This is a genomic window from Eggerthia catenaformis OT 569 = DSM 20559 (assembly GCF_000340375.1).
GTDB classification, from domain to species: domain Bacteria; phylum Bacillota_I; class Bacilli_A; order Erysipelotrichales; family Coprobacillaceae; genus Eggerthia; species Eggerthia catenaformis.
On record NZ_KB446648.1, the window covers coordinates 251,543 to 270,548 of the forward strand.

The 19,006-nt window shown below is 31.8% G+C and carries 14 protein-coding genes and 1 pseudogene; 8 read left to right on the forward strand and 7 right to left on the reverse strand.

The features are described from left to right. Positions 1-161: 161 nt before the first annotated feature. The 4 genes from HMPREF9943_RS06075 (at position 162) to HMPREF9943_RS06090 (ending at position 6,082) form a co-directional block, all read left to right on the forward strand. Positions 162-2,573, forward strand: coding sequence for a glycyl radical protein (locus HMPREF9943_RS06075; protein ID WP_004803108.1), 2,412 nt, complete (start codon positions 162-164; stop codon positions 2,571-2,573). Between the two features lie 11 nt (positions 2,574-2,584). Further along, positions 2,585-3,265 carry a fructose-6-phosphate aldolase gene (locus HMPREF9943_RS06080; protein ID WP_004803110.1) on the forward strand — a complete coding sequence of 227 codons (681 nt, stop codon included), beginning with the start codon at positions 2,585-2,587 and terminating at the stop codon, positions 3,263-3,265. 600 nt (positions 3,266-3,865) lie between these two features. Further along, entirely contained in the window at positions 3,866-4,675 is an 810-nt protein-coding gene (locus HMPREF9943_RS06085) for a helix-turn-helix transcriptional regulator (RefSeq protein ID WP_004803112.1), read from the forward strand. 69 nt (positions 4,676-4,744) lie between these two features. After that, positions 4,745-6,082 (forward strand): prolyl oligopeptidase family serine peptidase, encoded by a 1,338-nt coding sequence (locus HMPREF9943_RS06090; RefSeq protein WP_004803114.1) that lies wholly within the window; start codon positions 4,745-4,747, stop codon positions 6,080-6,082. A 62-nt stretch (positions 6,083-6,144) separates the two neighbouring features. Here the strand turns inward: HMPREF9943_RS06090 and HMPREF9943_RS06095 are convergent. From HMPREF9943_RS06095 to rpsT, 7 genes and pseudogenes are all read right to left on the reverse strand, one after another. Continuing rightward, a pseudogene (locus tag HMPREF9943_RS06095) lies at positions 6,145-7,008 on the reverse strand (IS3 family transposase); the annotation flags it as partial. Further along, the gene (locus tag HMPREF9943_RS06100) at positions 6,963-7,532 is read right to left on the reverse strand and encodes a helix-turn-helix domain-containing protein (RefSeq protein WP_004801377.1); all 570 of its coding nucleotides are present in this window, start codon (positions 7,530-7,532) and stop codon (positions 6,963-6,965) included. The gene HMPREF9943_RS06100 and the pseudogene HMPREF9943_RS06095, both read right to left, overlap by 46 nt. A 73-nt stretch (positions 7,533-7,605) precedes the next feature. Continuing rightward, positions 7,606-8,373: a hypothetical protein gene (locus HMPREF9943_RS06105; RefSeq protein ID WP_004803116.1), complete on the reverse strand. Its 768-nt coding sequence runs from the start codon at positions 8,371-8,373 to the stop codon at positions 7,606-7,608. 9 nt (positions 8,374-8,382) lie between these two features. After that, positions 8,383-9,126 carry a DeoR/GlpR family DNA-binding transcription regulator gene (locus HMPREF9943_RS06110; protein ID WP_004803117.1) on the reverse strand — a complete coding sequence of 248 codons (744 nt, stop codon included), beginning with the start codon at positions 9,124-9,126 and terminating at the stop codon, positions 8,383-8,385. 411 nt (positions 9,127-9,537) lie between these two features. Then, positions 9,538-10,611, reverse strand: a complete 1,074-nt coding sequence (ispG, locus tag HMPREF9943_RS06115) for a flavodoxin-dependent (E)-4-hydroxy-3-methylbut-2-enyl-diphosphate synthase (protein WP_004803120.1) — start codon at positions 10,609-10,611, stop codon at positions 9,538-9,540. Between the two features lies 1 nt (position 10,612). Beyond that, positions 10,613-12,385 (reverse strand): oligoendopeptidase F, encoded by a 1,773-nt coding sequence (pepF, locus tag HMPREF9943_RS06120; RefSeq protein ID WP_004803123.1) that lies wholly within the window; start codon positions 12,383-12,385, stop codon positions 10,613-10,615. A gap of 67 nt (positions 12,386-12,452) precedes the next feature. After that, on the reverse strand, positions 12,453-12,716 hold the full coding sequence (gene rpsT, locus HMPREF9943_RS06125) for a 30S ribosomal protein S20 (protein WP_004803125.1): 264 nt from the start codon (positions 12,714-12,716) through the stop codon (positions 12,453-12,455). A gap of 366 nt (positions 12,717-13,082) precedes the next feature. On the opposite strand from rpsT, the gene fmt reads away from it, so the two are divergent. From fmt to HMPREF9943_RS06145, 4 genes are all read left to right on the forward strand, one after another. Next, positions 13,083-14,042 (forward strand): methionyl-tRNA formyltransferase, encoded by a 960-nt coding sequence (fmt, locus tag HMPREF9943_RS06130; protein WP_004803127.1) that lies wholly within the window; start codon positions 13,083-13,085, stop codon positions 14,040-14,042. After that, complete coding sequence (locus tag HMPREF9943_RS06135; protein ID WP_004803128.1) at positions 14,039-15,355, forward strand: pyrimidine-nucleoside phosphorylase; 1,317 nt, start codon at positions 14,039-14,041, stop codon at positions 15,353-15,355. The genes fmt and HMPREF9943_RS06135 overlap by 4 nt, the downstream gene beginning before the upstream one ends. A gap of 110 nt (positions 15,356-15,465) precedes the next feature. Continuing rightward, positions 15,466-17,235, forward strand: a complete 1,770-nt coding sequence (locus HMPREF9943_RS06140) for an ABC transporter ATP-binding protein (RefSeq protein WP_004803130.1) — start codon at positions 15,466-15,468, stop codon at positions 17,233-17,235. Next, positions 17,228-18,961: an ABC transporter ATP-binding protein gene (locus HMPREF9943_RS06145; protein WP_004803132.1), complete on the forward strand. Its 1,734-nt coding sequence runs from the start codon at positions 17,228-17,230 to the stop codon at positions 18,959-18,961. Before HMPREF9943_RS06140 ends, HMPREF9943_RS06145 begins: the two co-directional genes overlap by 8 nt. The last annotated feature ends 45 nt before the right edge of the window (positions 18,962-19,006 follow it).

Here is a 19,006-nt window from a genome sequence, read left to right on the forward strand (position 1 = left end):
TATATGGTAACATTAGAAACTAAAAAAGTAAATAAAAAGTTTCAAATGAAACTATTTAATATTTTTAATAATAAATATTGACCTTATATTCACTTGATGATATGATAAAATTGTAAAAATAATTAATAATTACTTTCAAATGAAACTAAGGAGAAGATAAAATGGAAAATACTCAGCACTTTGGTCAATTGACAGAGAGAATGCAGGCTTTTAGAGAAGAAGTATTAGATGAAAAGCCTTATATTGATGCTCAGAGAGCAGTACTTGCAACAGAGGTGTATAAACAACATAGAAATCAGCCAAGAGTGATGTTAAGAGCATTAATGCTAAAAAAGATATTAGAAAATATGGATCTTTATATTGAAGATAAAACATTAATTGTGGGCAATCAGGCAACAAAGAATTGTAATGCTCCGATATTTCCTGAGTATACAATGGAATTTGTAATGAATGAATTAGATTTGTTTGAAAAAAGAGATGGTGATGTATTTTATATTACTGAGGAAACAAAAAGACAGTTACGAGAGATTGCACCTTTCTGGGAAAATAATAATTTAAGAGCAAGAGGAGCGGCCTTGCTTCCTGAAGAAGTAGATGTTTTTATGGAAACGGGATTCTTTGGGATGGAAGGAAAACTAAATGCCGGTGATGCTCATTTAGCTGTTAATTATCAGAAAGTATTAGAATATGGATTAGAAGGCTATGAAAAAAGAGCTAGAGCGTTAAAAAAGGATTTAGACTTGACAGATCCGGATTCTATTGATAAGAATATTTTCTATAAAGCAGTTCTTATTACTATTGAAGCAGTTAAAACTTATGCTGATCGTTTTGCTAAGCTTGCTTTAGAAGAAGCTTCTCAAGCATTAGGACAACGTAAAAAAGAGCTTCTGGAAATTGCTGATATTTGTTCTAAAGTTCCTTATCAAAAAGCTTCTTCATTTAAAGAAGCTGTACAATCGGTATGGTTTATTCAGCTGATTCTCCAGATTGAATCTAATGGGCATTCTTTATCATATGGACGTTTTGACCAGTATATGTATCCTTATTATAAGAAGGATATTGAATTAGGTAAGATTACTAAAGAAGAAGCTATTGAATTACTTGGTAATCTATGGATTAAAACATTAACTATTAATAAGGTTAGATCTCAGTCACATACACTATCAAGTGCCGGATCACCAATGTACCAGAATGTCACTATTGGCGGTCAAACTAGAGATAAGAAAGATGCTGTTAATGAGTTATCATTTGCAGTATTACAGTCTGTTGCTCAGACAAGACTGACTCAGCCTAATCTGACAGTCAGATATCATGCAAATCTTAATAAGCATTTCTTTGATGAATGTATTGAAGTTATGAAGCTTGGATTTGGTATGCCGGCTTTAAATAATGATGAAATTATTATTCCTTCATTTATTGATTTTGGTGTAAAAGAAGAAGATGCTTATGATTATTCAGCAATTGGCTGTGTAGAAACAGCTATTCCCGGTAAATGGGGATATCGATGTACAGGAATGAGTTATATGAATTTTCCTCGTATTCTTCTTGCTGCAATGAATAATGGTGTTGATATGACAACAGGTAAGAGATTTACTAAAGGCTATGGATACTTTAAAGATATGACATCCTATGAAGAATTACTTGCTGTATGGGATAAAACAGTTAGAGAGTTGACACGTTATAGTGTTATTGTCGAGAATGCGATTGATAAAGCCAGTGAAAGAGATGTTCCGGATATTTTATGTTCAACATTAACCGATGATTGCTTAGGCAGAGGAAAGACTATTAAAGAAGGTGGAGCTGTCTATGACTTCATTTCCGGATTACAAGTTGGTATTGCTAATATGGCAGACAGTTTAGCTGCTATTAAAAAACTTGTATTTGATGAAAAGAAACTGACTCCATCACAGTTATGGGATGCTATCATAGATGATTTTACAAGTGAAGACAGTCAGAAGATTCAGAACATGTTAATTAATGATGCTCCTAAATATGGTAATGATAATGATGATGTAGATCAGCTTGTTGTGGCAGCTTATGATTCTTATTTGGATGAAATTAAGAAGTATCCGAATACGAGATATAATAGAGGACCAATTGGCGGTATTAGATATGGAGGAACATCATCTATATCAGCTAATGTTGGTCAGGGGATGGGAACTATGGCAACTCCTGATGGAAGAAAAGCACATGAACCATTGGCCGAAGGATGTTCACCGGCTCATAATACTGATAAAAATGGACCAACTGCTGTATTTAAATCAGTGTCTAAGCTAAGAACAGAAAAAATAACGGGAGGTGTTCTGTTAAATCAGAAAATGACGCCATCAATGCTTTCAACAGAAGAGAATAAACAAAAACTGGAAATGTTGATACGTACATTCTTTAATAGATTGCATGGTTATCATGTTCAATATAATATTGTTTCTAAAGAAACATTATTAGATGCACAAGCTCATCCGGAAAAGCATAAAGATTTAATTGTGCGAGTAGCAGGTTATTCAGCATTCTTTAATGTCTTATCAAAAGCAACACAAGATGATATTATTGGAAGGACAGAACAGTCATTATAGGAGGAAAAGATATGGAATTTATTTTGGATACAATTGACTTAGAAGAAATAAAAGATGGAGTGGATCATATGCCGATTACCGGTATTACATCAAATCCGACAATTGTTAAAAAAACATCACCAAAAGATTTTTTTGAACACATGAGAACAATTAGAAAAGTGATAGGGAGAGAAAGAAGTCTGCATATCCAGCTGGTTGCTTTAAAATCAGAGGATATGATCAAAGAAGCATATCGTCTTTTTAAAGAAGTAGATGAAGATGTTTATGTAAAGATTCCAACGACATATGAAGGTGTTAAAGCAATGAAGCTTCTTAAAGAAGAAGGAAGGAATGTAACTGCAACAGCTGTTTATACAACTATGCAGGCTTATATGGCATTAGAAGCAGGTGCTGATTATATTGCTCCGTATTTTAATAGAATCTCTAACCTTGGCGGGAATCCTACAGAATTGATTGCTGATGTTACAACACAGATTGTAGAAGGAGGATATGACTGTAAGATCTTAGCGGCAAGTTTTCATGCTTTAGGACAGGTAGAGGCAGCGTTTGGAGCAGGAGCAGAAAGTGTAACAGCTCCTTATGAGATACTAAAAACAATCTTTAATAACCCAAATATATCAAATGCGGTAGATACATTTAATAAAGACTGGTATTCTGTCTATGGAGAAAACAAAAGTATATTAGACTTATAAAAAGAATCATACAATGATTCTTTTTATTAGAAATAAATAATAATGACAAAGATCAGATAGATTCTATTCCGGTGCTTATTTCAGCAGTATTAGAAGTTAAAGATATTTCTAAATATAATAAGATAATTTATACGATTATTCTTAGAAAAAACTGCCAAGAAGAGTGTTATTTAGAAGATTATTATATTATTCAATGCCTGTATTCTTTCTACAACTACTCGTTTTGAGAGCAGTATAACTGTTTTGATAGAACTTTCTTTAATATTAATAAGATTATTAAATCTCTTTATTTCTTTTGATTGTTATTTTAACCGGACTTATATTTCTATACCATATAGAATATGAGAGGAATCAGTCTATTAAACTTTTTAATAATTATGTTAAATATTATCAATATAAGGATCCTATTTATTGAAGTATTGTTGATGAATAATATTAGATTGATTATACTTTCTATTTTATAGACAGAGTACATTTTTATTTTCTTAATCCAACTATTTTAGATAAGCTAAAAAAGAAATAATCAACTTTTTCTAATCTAGAAAGATTAATAAAATAATAAAAAGATACTGATAGAATGAAAAAAAGGAGGAGTGATTCATGGATCAGTATCTTTATTTTCCAATACATCTTAGTCATATTGAACATCTTTCTCAGTTTACTGAATTAATAGAACACTACAAACAGGATTTAAAAATTGTTCTTCCTAAGAATATTACTTTAAATTTTAAAGAAAATCATCATAAAAGAACCATACATGCTAATGATTTTTATATTATTAATCAGAATATCTCTTATAAATTTTATCCTAATTATAAAAAGAAAGCATATTATGGTCTTATTTTGTTTATTAATGAATACTATATTAATGAAAATTTGCGTTATGCTCATCAGTATACTATCAGACAGCCAAATGATCATTTTAGAGAACTAATCTTTGATGAAATTAATAAGATTATCAGTATTTATCATAAGAATGATGAATTTATAATATTTAGATTAAAAGAACATGTAGATAGGCTTCTTTATCACTTATATTCAAAGTATGGAGAAAAAAAGGAAGAAAGCTCACAGATTAAAAAAGAAGAGATTATAGATGAAGTTATTAATTTTTTGAATATTTATTATAAAGAAGATCTTTCATTATCACAGTTAGCTTATCTTTTTAATATTTCTAAAAGCTACTTGTCTTTTCTTTTTAAAGAAAAGACAGAGCTGACAATGAAACAGTATTTAACGAATATTAGAATTTTATATGCAGCTTTAGAATTAAATCAAAGTCAGCATACAATTTTAGAGACAGCTTTAAATAATGGTTTTAAGTCACTAAAGACATTCAACACAAGATTTAAAGCTTATTATCATATGACACCTAGCGAATATAGAAAATACAGTGGACAAAATGACTAATAAGAATAGATAAACCGGCGTGATTTGAAAACGCTTTCTCATTATAATATAAGAAAAGGAGGAAGTGTTATGAGAGTAAAGAAACTATTTGCAGAGATGATAGCTTTTCTTATGGTATTAGCTACATCATCGCAGCTTGCTTTTGCAAGCAATGTCTTAACCGGTACGCAGAAAGCATATGTTGAAGGAGATGACTGGGGAGCAGCTGTTACAGGAACAGTCATTCATTTCAATAAACGTATTGACTGGCGTTCAGTGGCTAAAAAGGATTTTTCTGTTGTTGAAAATAGTCAGGACGTAACAGATAAATCACGTAAAGTTATTGCTGCCTATACTTCAGATTCATATGGCAGAAAAGTACGTTATAATTCTTATTATGTAACAGTCAGATTATATAGTTCTCCTAGAGACGGTAGTGCATTCCACTGGAATGCTACGGCATTTCGTAATGAATGGGTAAAGAATTATTCACTGAAAGTACAGCTGACTTCCGGTAATACACTAACAAGTAACGGTAGAAGGTATAGCTTATTAAATGTAACTCCATCTATTGATATGATGACTGACCGGATCATACCTCAACTTGATTACTGGGATTTAGATTTGACTTATAAAGCATCTGATGGAACACAGTATCGTTATGCACAGTATGTTCCTAAGAGAGATAATAAAAAGAATGCTTTAGTAATCTGGCTTCATGGCGGTGGAGAAGGCGGAACTGATACAACAATTCCATTACTTGCGAATAAAGTTACTGCATATTCAAGTAAAAAGTTCCAGTCATATTTTAAAGGTGCTTATATTCTTGTTCCTCAGACACCAACATTCTGGATGGAATCAGTAAATGGCGGTTCTACTACAGGACAAACAGCTGCTAAGTTTGAAAAGAGTCTCTTTGAGTTTATTAAGAAATATGTTAAAAATCATAAGGATATTGATCCAAATAGAGTTATTATTGGCGGATGTTCAAACGGCGGATATATGACAATGAATCTGATTATGAAACATCCAAAATATTTTGCCGCTGCTTATCCAATTTGTGAAGGATATGCTGATAAGTATATTACAAACAAGCAACTGAAAAAGATTGTTAATATGCCTATCTGGTTTACTTATGCTAAGACTGATACAACATTAGATCCTAAGATCTATTCAGAACCAACAATTAAGAGATTAAAGAAGTTGGGTGCCGGAAATATTCATGTATCAGCATATAAAGATGTTCATGACACAACAGGACGTTTCTATGGCATAGAAGGAAATCCGACAGTATTATCAGATACTAAGACATCAGTCCCATATGAATATTCAGGGCATTGGTCATGGATTTATTATGATAATAATAAGAATCATGAAGGATGGTTAAACTGTTGGAAATGGATGTCTAGACAAAGAGCACATCATTAATAATAAAAAGCTTTCCTAGTTATATTGATATGTACCCAGAATTCTGGACACATATTTATGAGCTAGGCTGAACACATGGATGTTATCCTGTATTTTACAGGTGGCATCCATTTTGTTTTCGCCTGAATTCTTTTGTTGTTATAATAATCTATATACTCTGCAACAGCCTTCGAGAATTCTTCAAAAGAAGAATAGTCCTTTTCATGACCATAATACATCTCGTTTTTTAACCTTCCAAAGAATGACTCCATAATACAATTATCATAGCAATTCCCTTTTCGTGACATTGATTGGATAATTCCGTGTTCCTGTAAAATATTTCTGAAATAAGCATGTTGATATTGCCAACCTTGATCCGAATGAAATATAAGATCTTCAACATTGGGAAACTTATCTAAAGCTCTATCCAGCATTCTTACTATCTGTTCAAGATTTGGAGTAGTTGATAAATCATATGAAACAATCTCGTTTGTATTCATGTCTAGTACCGGCGATATATAACACTTTCCCCATGAAAAATTGAACTGAGATATATCTGTTGTCCATTTCTGTAATGGTGCAGTTGTTGTGAAATCTCTATCTATTATGTTATCTGCAATCTTTCCAACTTTGCCTTTGTATGAGTGATATTTTTGCTTTGGACGTTTTCCGGACAAGCTGGCTTCATGCATAAGACGCTGAACTCGCTTATGGTTTATCTTGTGTCCACGATTTACAAGTTCTTGATGAACTCGTCTTACTCCGTATCTACGTTTGTTCTCTTCAAAAATACTTTTGATTTCTTCTAGTAATTCTTGATTACGTTCAGCAACAACATCTTTTCTGTTAAGTTCAAAATAATAGGTAGATTTAGCCATAGGCACAGCTTTAAGGAGATACTTTAATTTGTATCCATTCTTGCGGAGTTCTTTGATGATTGCTGCTTTTTCGCCTTGAGTCGCGCAGCTTCCTTTTCTTCTCTCAAGGCGATCTCTTTTTTTATTACTTCTATTTCTGCTTTCATATATTCGTTTTCAGCTCTTAATCTGATTAATTCTTCATATTCAGATTCATTTGGTTTTGGTGGTTTTCTAGTACCTATTTTTTTCATATCCGGATTCTTTGATTTTCGACCTTTCTTTTTATTGATAAGTCCATTATAACCAAAAATCTTATATTTGCGAACCCACTGATATAACATACCATCACTAATTCCAGCATTAAATGCCACTGATTTGTATGATTCACCTGCAATCACTTTAGCCACAAGTTCAAGTTTAGCTTCCGGAGTCCAATTTTTGTTGTGAGCCTTATGGCGAAGAGCATCCGATCCGTTTGCCTCTTCAATTCGAACCCATTCTCTAACCTTATTTCGAAAGATTTTGGTATCGATCCCCTCAGGAGTATCAGGATAAATTCCTTGATAATACATTTCAACACATTTTTTCTTAAATTCATAGCTATAACGCATAAAAATACCCTCCTTACTGATTGTCCAGTAAAGAGGGTACATATCATATACTAGTGAAAGCTTTTTAAATATATTAATATTCAGTTGTTTTATATTTAATTAAATACTGATAATAGAGAATCATATGAAGATAAAAATGAGGCATAAAAAAGTAATTAATCATAGTTGTGTAAATAATACCCAGTATGGTAGAAAAATAAGCAGGAAGATAAATTTGAATGACACCTATAAAGATAGCGAAAATAATAGGAAAAATAAGAGATTTTAAGGCAATGCTAAACAATGTTCCTGTTTCATTTTTTGTGAGTGCCCATGATCTTTTTAAAAGACTGATTGCATTATGATCACCTAATTTAAATAAATAAGGAAATACAGATAATCTTAATATGATATAAATAATAACAACAATACTAAAAACAGTAAAAGGAATCATTAGTAAAATAATACTTTCAAAGCTATTAAATAATAAACCTAAAAATATAGGGGTTAAAATACAGAAAACAGGACAAACAGTAATAATAAAAGCAAGAAAGTAAACAGCAAGAAGATCTGTGAAATGATCACGTATTTCTATTAAATAATCTTTCCTGTTTTTTGAATTGGATTCAATAATATCGGTACCATGACTATAAGCTGCATAGCCAAAGGGCATTACAAGTATTTCAAGGATAATAAAGATAATTGAAAAAAGAATATTTTCAGTATTATTCTTTCTATAAAAAATAATACCAGGTAAATACTGGATAAGGGCACAAATGATAAGGGTTGTCAGAAAACTGATTCTAATACTCTGATTAGATAATAATTCTGAAGCTTTTCTTTTTAGCTGATCAAAATTCATAATAATCTCCTAAGATTCAATAATTGTTATAGTTTTTGATAAAAAATAATCTTTGTATTCATTAGAAATAAATTTATCAGTAATAATTTTAGAAATTCTTGATAAAGCAATAAGATTAACAGTTCCCTGTAAACCGAACTTTTCACTTTCTGTAACGATAATAACTTCTTTTGCTTGTTTAGACATATCTTTTACAGTTTCACTTCTTAAATAATCTTTGCCTGTAAATCCTGACTGCTTTGTAAAGCCATCAGTACCAATAAATAATTTATCAACAAAGAAATGTGATACATTTTCTCTAGTAAGAGGTCCTACCATTACCTGTGATTCTTTTTGGTATTGTCCTCCTAAAAGAATAAGAGAAAGACTTTCTTTTCTAACATAATCACAAATAAAAGCCGAATTAGTAATAATAGTAATATCTTTACGATGAACAGCTAATGCTTTAGCAACCAATGCACAGCAAGATCCGGATTCAATCATTACAGTTTCACCATCTTTTACATTTTCAATAGCTTTTAAAGCAATCATCTGTTTTTCATTATAATGATAAGCAAGTCTGGTATTCAGATCATCATTATTATTAAGTCTGGCAAAACCATGCTCTCTAATAATCATATTCTCAGCTTCTAAAAAAGTAAGATCTTTTCTGATTGTCACCTGAGAAACTTTAAAGAGTTCAGCAAGTCTGACTACTTCTACTTTTTGATGCTTTAGTAAATATTCTAATATTTTAGTTTGTCTCTGATTCATATTTCCCACCTATCGTTAGAGTAGCATAGTTAATTATAAAATACAAATATTACTTTCATCTGTAATTAGATTCTCTTTTGAAGTTAGAAAAAGAAATAACGATAGTAAAGAAAATTAAAACCTGATATACTGTTAATCATATAGAAGATAATAGGTTATTAAAGGTAAGGAATTTAATAGAAAATTTTTAATTTTTATCAATGTCTTTATATTTATGTGGCTTTATCCCATGAAAAATATAATAAAGAGATAGCGTAATTATCAGATCATTTGTTGCAGCTAATATTTGTTTCTAAAATTTTTCTTTATTTAAAAGGATGTTTAGATAATAAGAAATTCCAATACAAATTAAATATCACCGACTATTGCAGTGGATCCATAAAATTGGATATTACAATAGCCGGTGATTTATTAGTAAGAGACTCTTTCTTTTACCAGCTTTAGTATTTCTTTTTGCAGTTCTTCAAGCATATGCTCTTCTTTAACACGTCTGATAATTTCGCCATTCTTGATCAGAAGCCCTTCACCAACTCCGCCGGCAATGCCAATATCAGCATTTTTAGCTTCTCCCGGACCATTAACAGCACATCCCATAATTGCTACAGTTATATCTGTATGGACGTTTTCTTCCAGCCATTTTTCCATTTTTTGAGCAATAGGGATCATATTATATTGAATACGACCACAGGTAGGACAGGAAACAAGAGTTGGAATATTATGAATAAGATTAAGCTCTTTTAATAAGATTTTAGCAACTCTTATTTCTTCTACAGGTTCATCGCTTAAAGATACTCTGATTGTGTCACCAATACCTTGATATAAGAGAGTACCAATACCTAAGGCACTTTTTACTGTACCGCCTAATGCGGTTCCTGCTTCAGTGACTCCTATATGTAAAGGATAAGGGAATGTTTCACTGGCAAGCTTATAAGCTTCAATAGTCAAAAGTGTATGTGATGATTTTAAAGAAATCACAATATCATGAAAATCTAAATCTTCAAGTATCTTAACATGTCTTTGAGCACTTTCAACCATACCTTGAGCCGTTGGCTTACCATATTTATTAAGGATATCTTTTTCTAATGATCCGCCATTAACACCTATTCTAATAGGAATATGCTTTTCTTTACATGCTTCAACAACAGCTTTTGTTTTTTCTACCGAACCAATATTACCGGGATTAATTCTAATTTTATCAATTCCTGATTGGATGGCAGTTAAAGCAAGACGGTAATCAAAATGAATATCAGCAATCAAAGGAATAGAAATCTGTTCCTTAATATCTTTAATAGCTTTAGCATCTATCTGATCAAATACAGCTACCCTGACTAATTCACATCCTGCTTTTTCTAAAGCATGAATTTGTCTGACTGTTGCTTCTATGTCCTTAGTTTTAGTATTACACATACTTTGAATGACTACATGATCATTACCGCCGATAGTCAATGGTCCAACATGAACACTGCGTGTCTGATTTCTAAGCATACTAGTCCTCCATAAGTTCTTCAAATGTATTTAATAATTCTTCAAAATAATGAAAAGCATCATCATAGATACTATCCTCTAATGGATCAATACCTGCTTTTTTTAGTAATTCAACAGGTGTCATGCTGCCTCCACTCTTTAAGAAAGATAAATAATTCTCTATTTGATGTTCTGTTTTATTTCTGATTCGGGAAACTATTGCTAAAGCGGCAGTCATACCTAAAGTATATTTATAAACATAATAATTGTAATAAAAATGAGGAATATAAAAACATGAATGACCGGCTAAGTTATCTAATTCTACTGCTTCGCCATAATAATCTTTATTTAAAGAAGCATAAAGGTCAGTAATACGAGAAGCGTTCATTGGTTCATGATTGCTTGCCCACTTATGTAATGTATCTTCAAACTCTGCATACATAGGCTGTCTAAAGATAAGACCGACACAATTTTCTAAGAATTCATAGATATAATATGCTTTTTCTTTTTTAGAAGAAGCATGATCAAGCATATAATTAATTAATAATGTTTCATTAACTGTAGAAGCTACCTCAGCAACAAAGATACGATAATCACTATTAGCCGGATCTTGATATTTGCTTGAAAGGTAAGTATGGGCACTATGTCCTAATTCGTGAATCATGGTACTTAAAGAATCATATTCACCAATAAAATTTAGTAAAATATAAGGTCTTGTATCATAGCATCCGCTGCTATAACCGCCAATTCTTTTTCCTTTAGTAGGATAAAAATCTATCCATCTTTCTTGTCTTGCCTGTTTGATAATATTTATATATTCCTCTCCATACACACTAACAACATCTAAGATAATATCCCAGCATTCTTCAACTGTATATTTCTTAGTAATATCATCTGTTAGCGGAACATTTAAATCATAATTATGTAAGGTATCGAGCTTTAATATTTTCTTTTTTAAGACATTATAACGATGGAATAAAGGACGATACTGTTTATTAGCTTTTTCTAATATTTTATAGAATAATGCTTCCGGGACATCATCATTCCATTGAGAAGCGGATAAGGGAGTAGGAAACTTTCTCACATCTGCATAGAATGCATCTTTATTCATTTGACCGGAAAGCATAGCGGCAAAGACATTTTCATATTTTTTATATTCTTTAAAAAAATTATGATAAGCCATTTCTCTTACTTTGGGATCTTTATTTTTTAAGAATTCACTTAATGTTGCACTATTTAATGTTTTCTTTTCTCCATCCACAAGAACATCTTCATAATCTAAACGAAAAGCCTCAAAAACATTTTCAGCAGTATTACTGATAGAAGAAACCTTGCTTAATAGAGTTTCCATCTCCTGTGATAGAAGGTGTTTTTCTTCTCTTAGAATATTTTCAATGTTAAATTGATAGACTTTTAATTGATCATCTGTTAAGTAGTCTTTAACCTGTTCTTTATTTTTAATAATCTCTAATTCGACAAAATCTAATGCATTAGAAACCTGCTGAGAAAAAGCTAATATTGAAGACAATAAATACTGATATGTCTGATTTTCAGGTTCAACATCAGTATTTAAATGTGCATAGACATATGTTTTATTAAGTAGACGAGATAAATGAACAGATTCCTGATTAAACTTTAAAAAATTTTCTTTTGTATCTGTAAAGCTATCTTTCATATCAGTTAATACTTTTAATATATTTTTTGCTTTATTTAAGTCTTTATCAAATTCTTTCTGATTTTTATAGATAAGTGATAAATCCCATTTATATTGTAATTCAACTTCATTTCTTTCCATAATAAAAACCTCCTGGAATCATTTTATTATTCTATGAGTTTAAAGTCAAAAAGAAAACTCCATTAGCTTAGCCAATAGAGTTAATTTTCTTTTGTAATCTTGATTTTTGTCTGCTTGCATAGTTTTTATGATGAATACCTTTAGATACTGATGAATCTAACTTACTTACACAAGAATTATAAGCTTTTAATGCTTCTTCTTTATTACCGGCTTCTATTGCAGCAAGAACTTTTTTAATTTCAGTTTTTAATGCAGATTTAAATGCAGCATTTATTAAATGTTTTTTATAATCGTTTTTATAGCGTTTAATCTGCTGTTTCATATGTGCCATTTTTTTCACCTTATCCTTTCATTTACCGAACCATAATACCAAAAAGAACACATGAATGCAATAGTTTTTTATCACATAGTATTAAGAATGTGTATAGGATAAAGATTAATATGAAGAAAATAAAATGAATAATGAAAGAAAAAGAAATTACTATGTAGAGACTATCGAAAATGACGTTTTATATGTTTTATCAGAATGAAGATATATTATACTAGTAAATAATAAGGTTATAAAAAGACTTCAAGAATTCTAAAGCCAGTTGCGACAGTAATTTTTTGTTTTATAGAGAATAAATACAAAAAATATTTTTATCACATAATATTAAGAATATGATATAATAATTAAGCAGGAAAGCGAGTGAAAATAATGAATGAAAGAATAGTATTTATGGGAACGGCTTCTTTTTCTTTGGAAGTATTAAAAATGCTTTTAGAAGAGAATTATAATATTGTGGGAGTTGTGACTCAGCCTGATCGTTATGTTGGACGTAAGAAAATATTAACGATGTCGGAAGTGAAACAGCTGGCAATAGCACATGATATTCCGGTGATTCAGCCATCACGAATCAAAAATGATTTTGATGAAGTTTTAGCTTTAAAGCCTGATCTTATTATTACAGCTGCTTATGGACAGATTGTTCCTAAGGAAATATTAGAAGCTCCTCAATTAGGATGTATTAATGTACATGCTTCATTGCTTCCTAAACTAAGAGGAGGAGCACCTGTCCATTATGCTATTATTAACGGTGAAGATAAAACAGGAGTAACAATCATGTATATGGCTGAAAAAATGGATGCCGGAGATATTATTTCACAAGAGATAGTCTCTATTGAAGAAGATGATAATACAGGTATTTTATATGACAGATTATCACATGTAGGAGCTAGATTATTATCAAGAACTCTACCGTCTATCTTAAAAGGAACAAATAATCGTTATGCACAGGATGAAAGATATGTTACTTATGCACCTATTATCAAAAGAGAAGATGAACGATTAGACTGGAATCAACCGGTTAAAGCTATTTATAATAGAGTAAGGGGAACAGTACCATGGCCTGTCAGTTATACGGTTTATCATGGAACGATTGTGAAAATATGGGGCGGTAAGATTCATCATTGTCAGAATGCAATAATTCATCATGGGCATGAAGCAAATGGTACCATTATTAAGTTATTTAAAGATGCTATCGGTGTCAAGGTAATGGATGGCGTTTATTTAATTACAGAATTACAGATAGCAGGTAAAAAGCGAATGACTGTTAAAGATTACATGAATGGTCAATGTATGTTTGAAACAGGAGAAGTTTTTGGAGAATTGTTATGAGAGTAGTAGATATTATTGAAAAGAAGAAATGTAATGAAGAATTATCAAGAGAGGAGATTCATTTCTTAATTGACGGATATACCAAAGGGTCTATTCCTGATTATCAGATGAGTGCTTTTATGATGGCTGTTTATTTTAATGGTATGTCATCACTGGAAACAGCCATCTTAACTCAGGAGATGCTTCATAGCGGTGATGTTTTAGATTTAAGTGCTATTAAAGGTATTAAAGTTGATAAACATTCTACCGGAGGTGTTGGGGATAAGACATCTATTGCGGTAGGACCTATCGTAGCAGCATGCGGTATTCCGGTCGCAAAAATGAGCGGACGTGGTCTGGGGCATACCGGAGGTACCCTTGATAAACTGGAATCTATACCGGGATTAAGTGTTTCAGTAAGTGAAGAAGATTTTATTCAGCAGGTTAATAATATTAAAATTGCGATTATCGGACAGACCGGAAGTTTAGATCCTGCGGACAAGAAGATGTATGCACTAAGAGATGTGACAGGTACGGTTAATTCTATTCCTTTAATTGCTTCATCTATTATGTCAAAAAAACTGGCGGCCGGAACTGATGCTATTTTATTAGATGTAAAATATGGTGATGGAGCTTTTATGAAAACGGTAGAAGAAGCAAAAACATTAGCAAAAACGATGATTTCTATTGGTTCTCATCTTGGCAAAGATACCAGAGCAACGATTTCCAATATGAATCAGCCTTTAGGAAATGCGATTGGCAATTCATTAGAAGTTAAGGAAGCTATTGAAACATTAAAAGGAAATGGACCGACAGATTTCAGAGAGTTATGTTATGAAGCTGCATCAACAATGCTTCTCATGGCTAAAAAGGTTTCTTCCTTAGAAGAAGCTCAAAAAATGGTTCGGGAAGTTATTGATAATGGGAAAGCTTTAGAATCTCTTGCTTTAATGGTTCAGTCACAGGGAGGAGCTTCGGAATATATCAGACATCCTGAATTATTTGCGGAAGCTAAAGAAAAGATTGAAGTTTATAGTAAAGAGGAAGGATACATTTCTTCATTAGAAGCCTTGTCGTTAGGTCTTGTTTCTATGAAATTAGGAGGAGGACGTGCTAAAATTGAAGATCAGATAGATTATAGTGTTGGTCTTGTTCTCCATAAAAAGATAGGAGATTATGTAAAAAAGGGAGATTCTTTACTAACGGTTCATACCAATAACGGATTAAAAGAAGAACTTAGAAAAGAAATTTTAGACGCTTATCGTTTTTCTAAAGAGAAAGTGGAAAGACCAAAATTAATTGAAGCTCTGCTGACAGCTGAGGATTTAAAATAAGTTTGTATACTGGTGAAATTATAAATTTCATCAGTTTTTTCTTTTATAGCAGAAGGAGTAGTGATATACTATTGATAGTTAGAATAAACTAACTTTTAAGGAGGAAACTTATGGATAGTCAAACAACTAAAAAATCCTTATTATCTTGGATAACTGAATATTCAGCATCTAAGAAGAATTATTATATTTCCAGTGTGATTTTTGCTTTTTTAGGGGTCATATGCTCACTTATACCTTATTATTTTACGGGCAGAATCATTGAAAAACTGATTAACGGGGTTAATCAATTATCCGGTTATCAAATGGATATTATTAATATTTTTATTTTCTGGACATTACGTATTATTTTTCATTCTTTTTCTACAGCTCTTTCTCATAAAGCAACTTTTACAGTTCTTGCGAATATCAGAAAAGCTTTATTGATTAAGTTAATGAAAGTACCCTTAGGTGATGTTATGAGTATCTCATCAGGATCTTTAAAAAATATTATTGTAGAAAGAGTAGATTCAATGGAAACGACTCTTGCCCATATTGTACCTGAGTTCACTGCTAATTTAGCAGCACCTTTTCTGTTGTTTATTTATATTTGTACAATCAGCTGGAAACTGGCTTTAGCTTCTTTAATAACTTTACCTGTTGCTTTCTTATGTATGGCGGCAGTAATGAAAGATTCAGCAGAAAGATGGGAAAATTGTGTCGTAAAAACTAAAAACCTTAATGATACAGCTGTTGAATATATTAATGGTATTGAAGTGATCAAAGCTTTTGGGAAAAGCGAATCATCCTATGAGAGCTTTACCAAAGCAGCTAAAGAAGGTGCCTACTGTTTTATTGACTGGATGAAAGCAACTATTATTTATTTTACTGCTGCTATGGCGATCGCTCCTGCTACATTGCTGGCGGTTATACCTGTTGGGGGAATTATGTATCTCAATGGTCATTTAGCATCTACAGAATTTATTGTTGTGATTATTCTTGCGATGAGTTTGATGACTCCGTTAATTACTGTAATGTCTTATGGCGATGATCTTACTAAGGCAAATACAATATTTGAAGAAATAGATGGTATATTAAAAATGAAAGATCTTAGTCGTCCGATGCAATCTCTTGATTATCCTAAAGATACGTCTATTTCTTTAAAAGATATTCATTTCTCATATTTAAAGGATAAAGAAATACTACATGGTATTGATATTGAAATAAAACCTAATACTGTTAATGCTTTTGTTGGCCCCAGCGGCTCAGGCAAGTCTACAATCGCAAGACTGATTGCTTCATTGTGGGATGCTGATTCCGGAATAATTGAAATTGGCGGTGTTAATATTAAAAATATGAGTTTAGAAGATTATAATCGGCAGATTGCTTATGTTTCTCAGAATAATTATCTTTTCAATACAACTATTAGAGAAAATATTCGTATGGGAAATAAAAATGCCGGTGATGAAGAAGTTGAAGAAGCAGCAAAAAAATGTGGTTGCCATGAGTTTATAATGAGTCTTGAAAGTGGCTATGAAACATTGGTAGGAAATAGCGGCGGACATCTTTCCGGTGGTGAACGTCAAAGAATCAGTATTGCGAGAGCAATGCTTAAAGATGCGCCTATTATTATTCTGGATGAAGCAACTGCCTATACAGATCCTGAAAATGAAGCTCTTATTCAAAGGTCTCTGGCTCGGATAACTTCAGGAAAAACATTGATTGTGATTGCACATAGATTATCTACTATTAGAGATGCTTCACAGATTATTGTTATTAATAATGGTCAGGTTGATAGTAGAGGTACGCATGAAGAACTTTTAGCAATGAATGGGCTTTATAAGAAAATGTGGCTTGCTCATATTGATGGTAAAGATAGCGATGAGGAGGTTTATCATGATTAAGATATTAAAGAAATTCTTTGTGTTTTCCGGTCCGGAAAATCGTAAAAAATTGCAATTATCATTGTTTTTAAATGCGATTGAAGCATTTGCACTGGCATTAAGAATTCCTGCTATTTATTTAATAGCTGATGGTATGATTAATAAAACACTAACATTACAGACTGTTTTATTTTCTTTTGGATTACTTGTTTTGGGTATTGTGATTCAAATGATAATCTCCGGTAAATCTAAAATGCTTCAAACAGAAGCAGGTTATTTGACATGTGCTTCAAAACGTATGGAAATTGCTTTACATTTACGTTATTTACCTATGGGCTATTTTAATAAAAACTCTCTAGGTTCTATTACCAGTATTACAACCAATACAATGGAAGGCTTAGCTGATATTGCTACACGTGTGGTCATGATGACAACACAAGGGATTATTAATGCATCTTTGATTGCTGTATACCTTTTGTTTTTTGATTGGCGTATTGGTATAATTACAGTTATTGGAATTATCTTCTTCTTTATTACAAATTCACTTATACAAAGAAAATCTGAAGCTCTTTCTCATAAGAAAGTAGAAGCTGATACAAAAATTGTTGAAGAAGTCTTAGAATATATTCAAGGTATTGCTGAAATCAAAAACTATAACATTGGCAGAAGCAATGAAAAAGCTAACCGAGCTATTGATCGTGCAAGTAATATTAATATTGAAATGGAAATGGCTTTTGTTCCTTTAATCAGCTTACAGAATTGGCTAATTAAGATGTGCAGTATCGCAATTCTCTGTTCTTCACTATATTTCTATTTAAATCATACAATGACTCTTTCTGTTGCTGTAGTTATGATTATATCATCGTTTATGATCTTCAATGCCTTAGATTCTGCCGGAGGCTATTCTGCTTTGCTACGAGTTACTGATCTTTCTATGAATAGAGCTAATGAGATTTTAGAATTGAAGCCTATGGATATTAACGGACAGAATATAATTCCCGAATCTTATGATATTGCTATGGAAAATGTTGATTTCTCATATCATACTAAAAAGATTATTAATAATATCAATCTTTCTATTAAAGAACATACAACAGCTGCTTTTGTTGGTCCCAGCGGCGGCGGTAAAACTACTTTATGTCATCTGGCTGCTCGTTTCTGGGATGTTAATCAAGGACGTGTAACACTTGATCATAGAAATGTTAAGAATTATAGCATGGATTCATTGATGAAAAATTATAGCTTTGTTTTCCAGAATGTTTATCTATTCCATGATACAATCGCAAATAATATTAAATTCGGACAAGATGATGCCGATACGGAAGACGTTATCAGGGCAGCAAAAAAAGCCAGATGTCATGAATTTATCATGTCACTTCCTCAAGGATATGATACAGTTATTGGTGAGGGAGGAGACAGTCTCTCGGGCGGTGAGAAACAAAGATTGTCTATTGCTCGAGCAATTATGAAAGATGCTCCTATCATTATCTTAGATGAAGCAACAGCCAATGTAGACCCTGAAAATGAAAAAGAGCTTATTGAAGCAATCTATGAACTCACTAAAGAGAAAACAATTCTTATGATCGCCCATCGTCTTAAAACTGTTCGTCATGCAGATTGTATCTTTGTGATTGATAAAGGACAAATTATTCAAAAAGGCACACATGAAGAACTGATTAAGGAAGAAGGTCTTTATAAGAAATTTATAGAATCGCGTGTAGAAGCGATTAGCTGGAAAATTCAATAATCAAAAAAAGAGAATTCGTACGAATTCTCTTTTTTAGCAGTACCT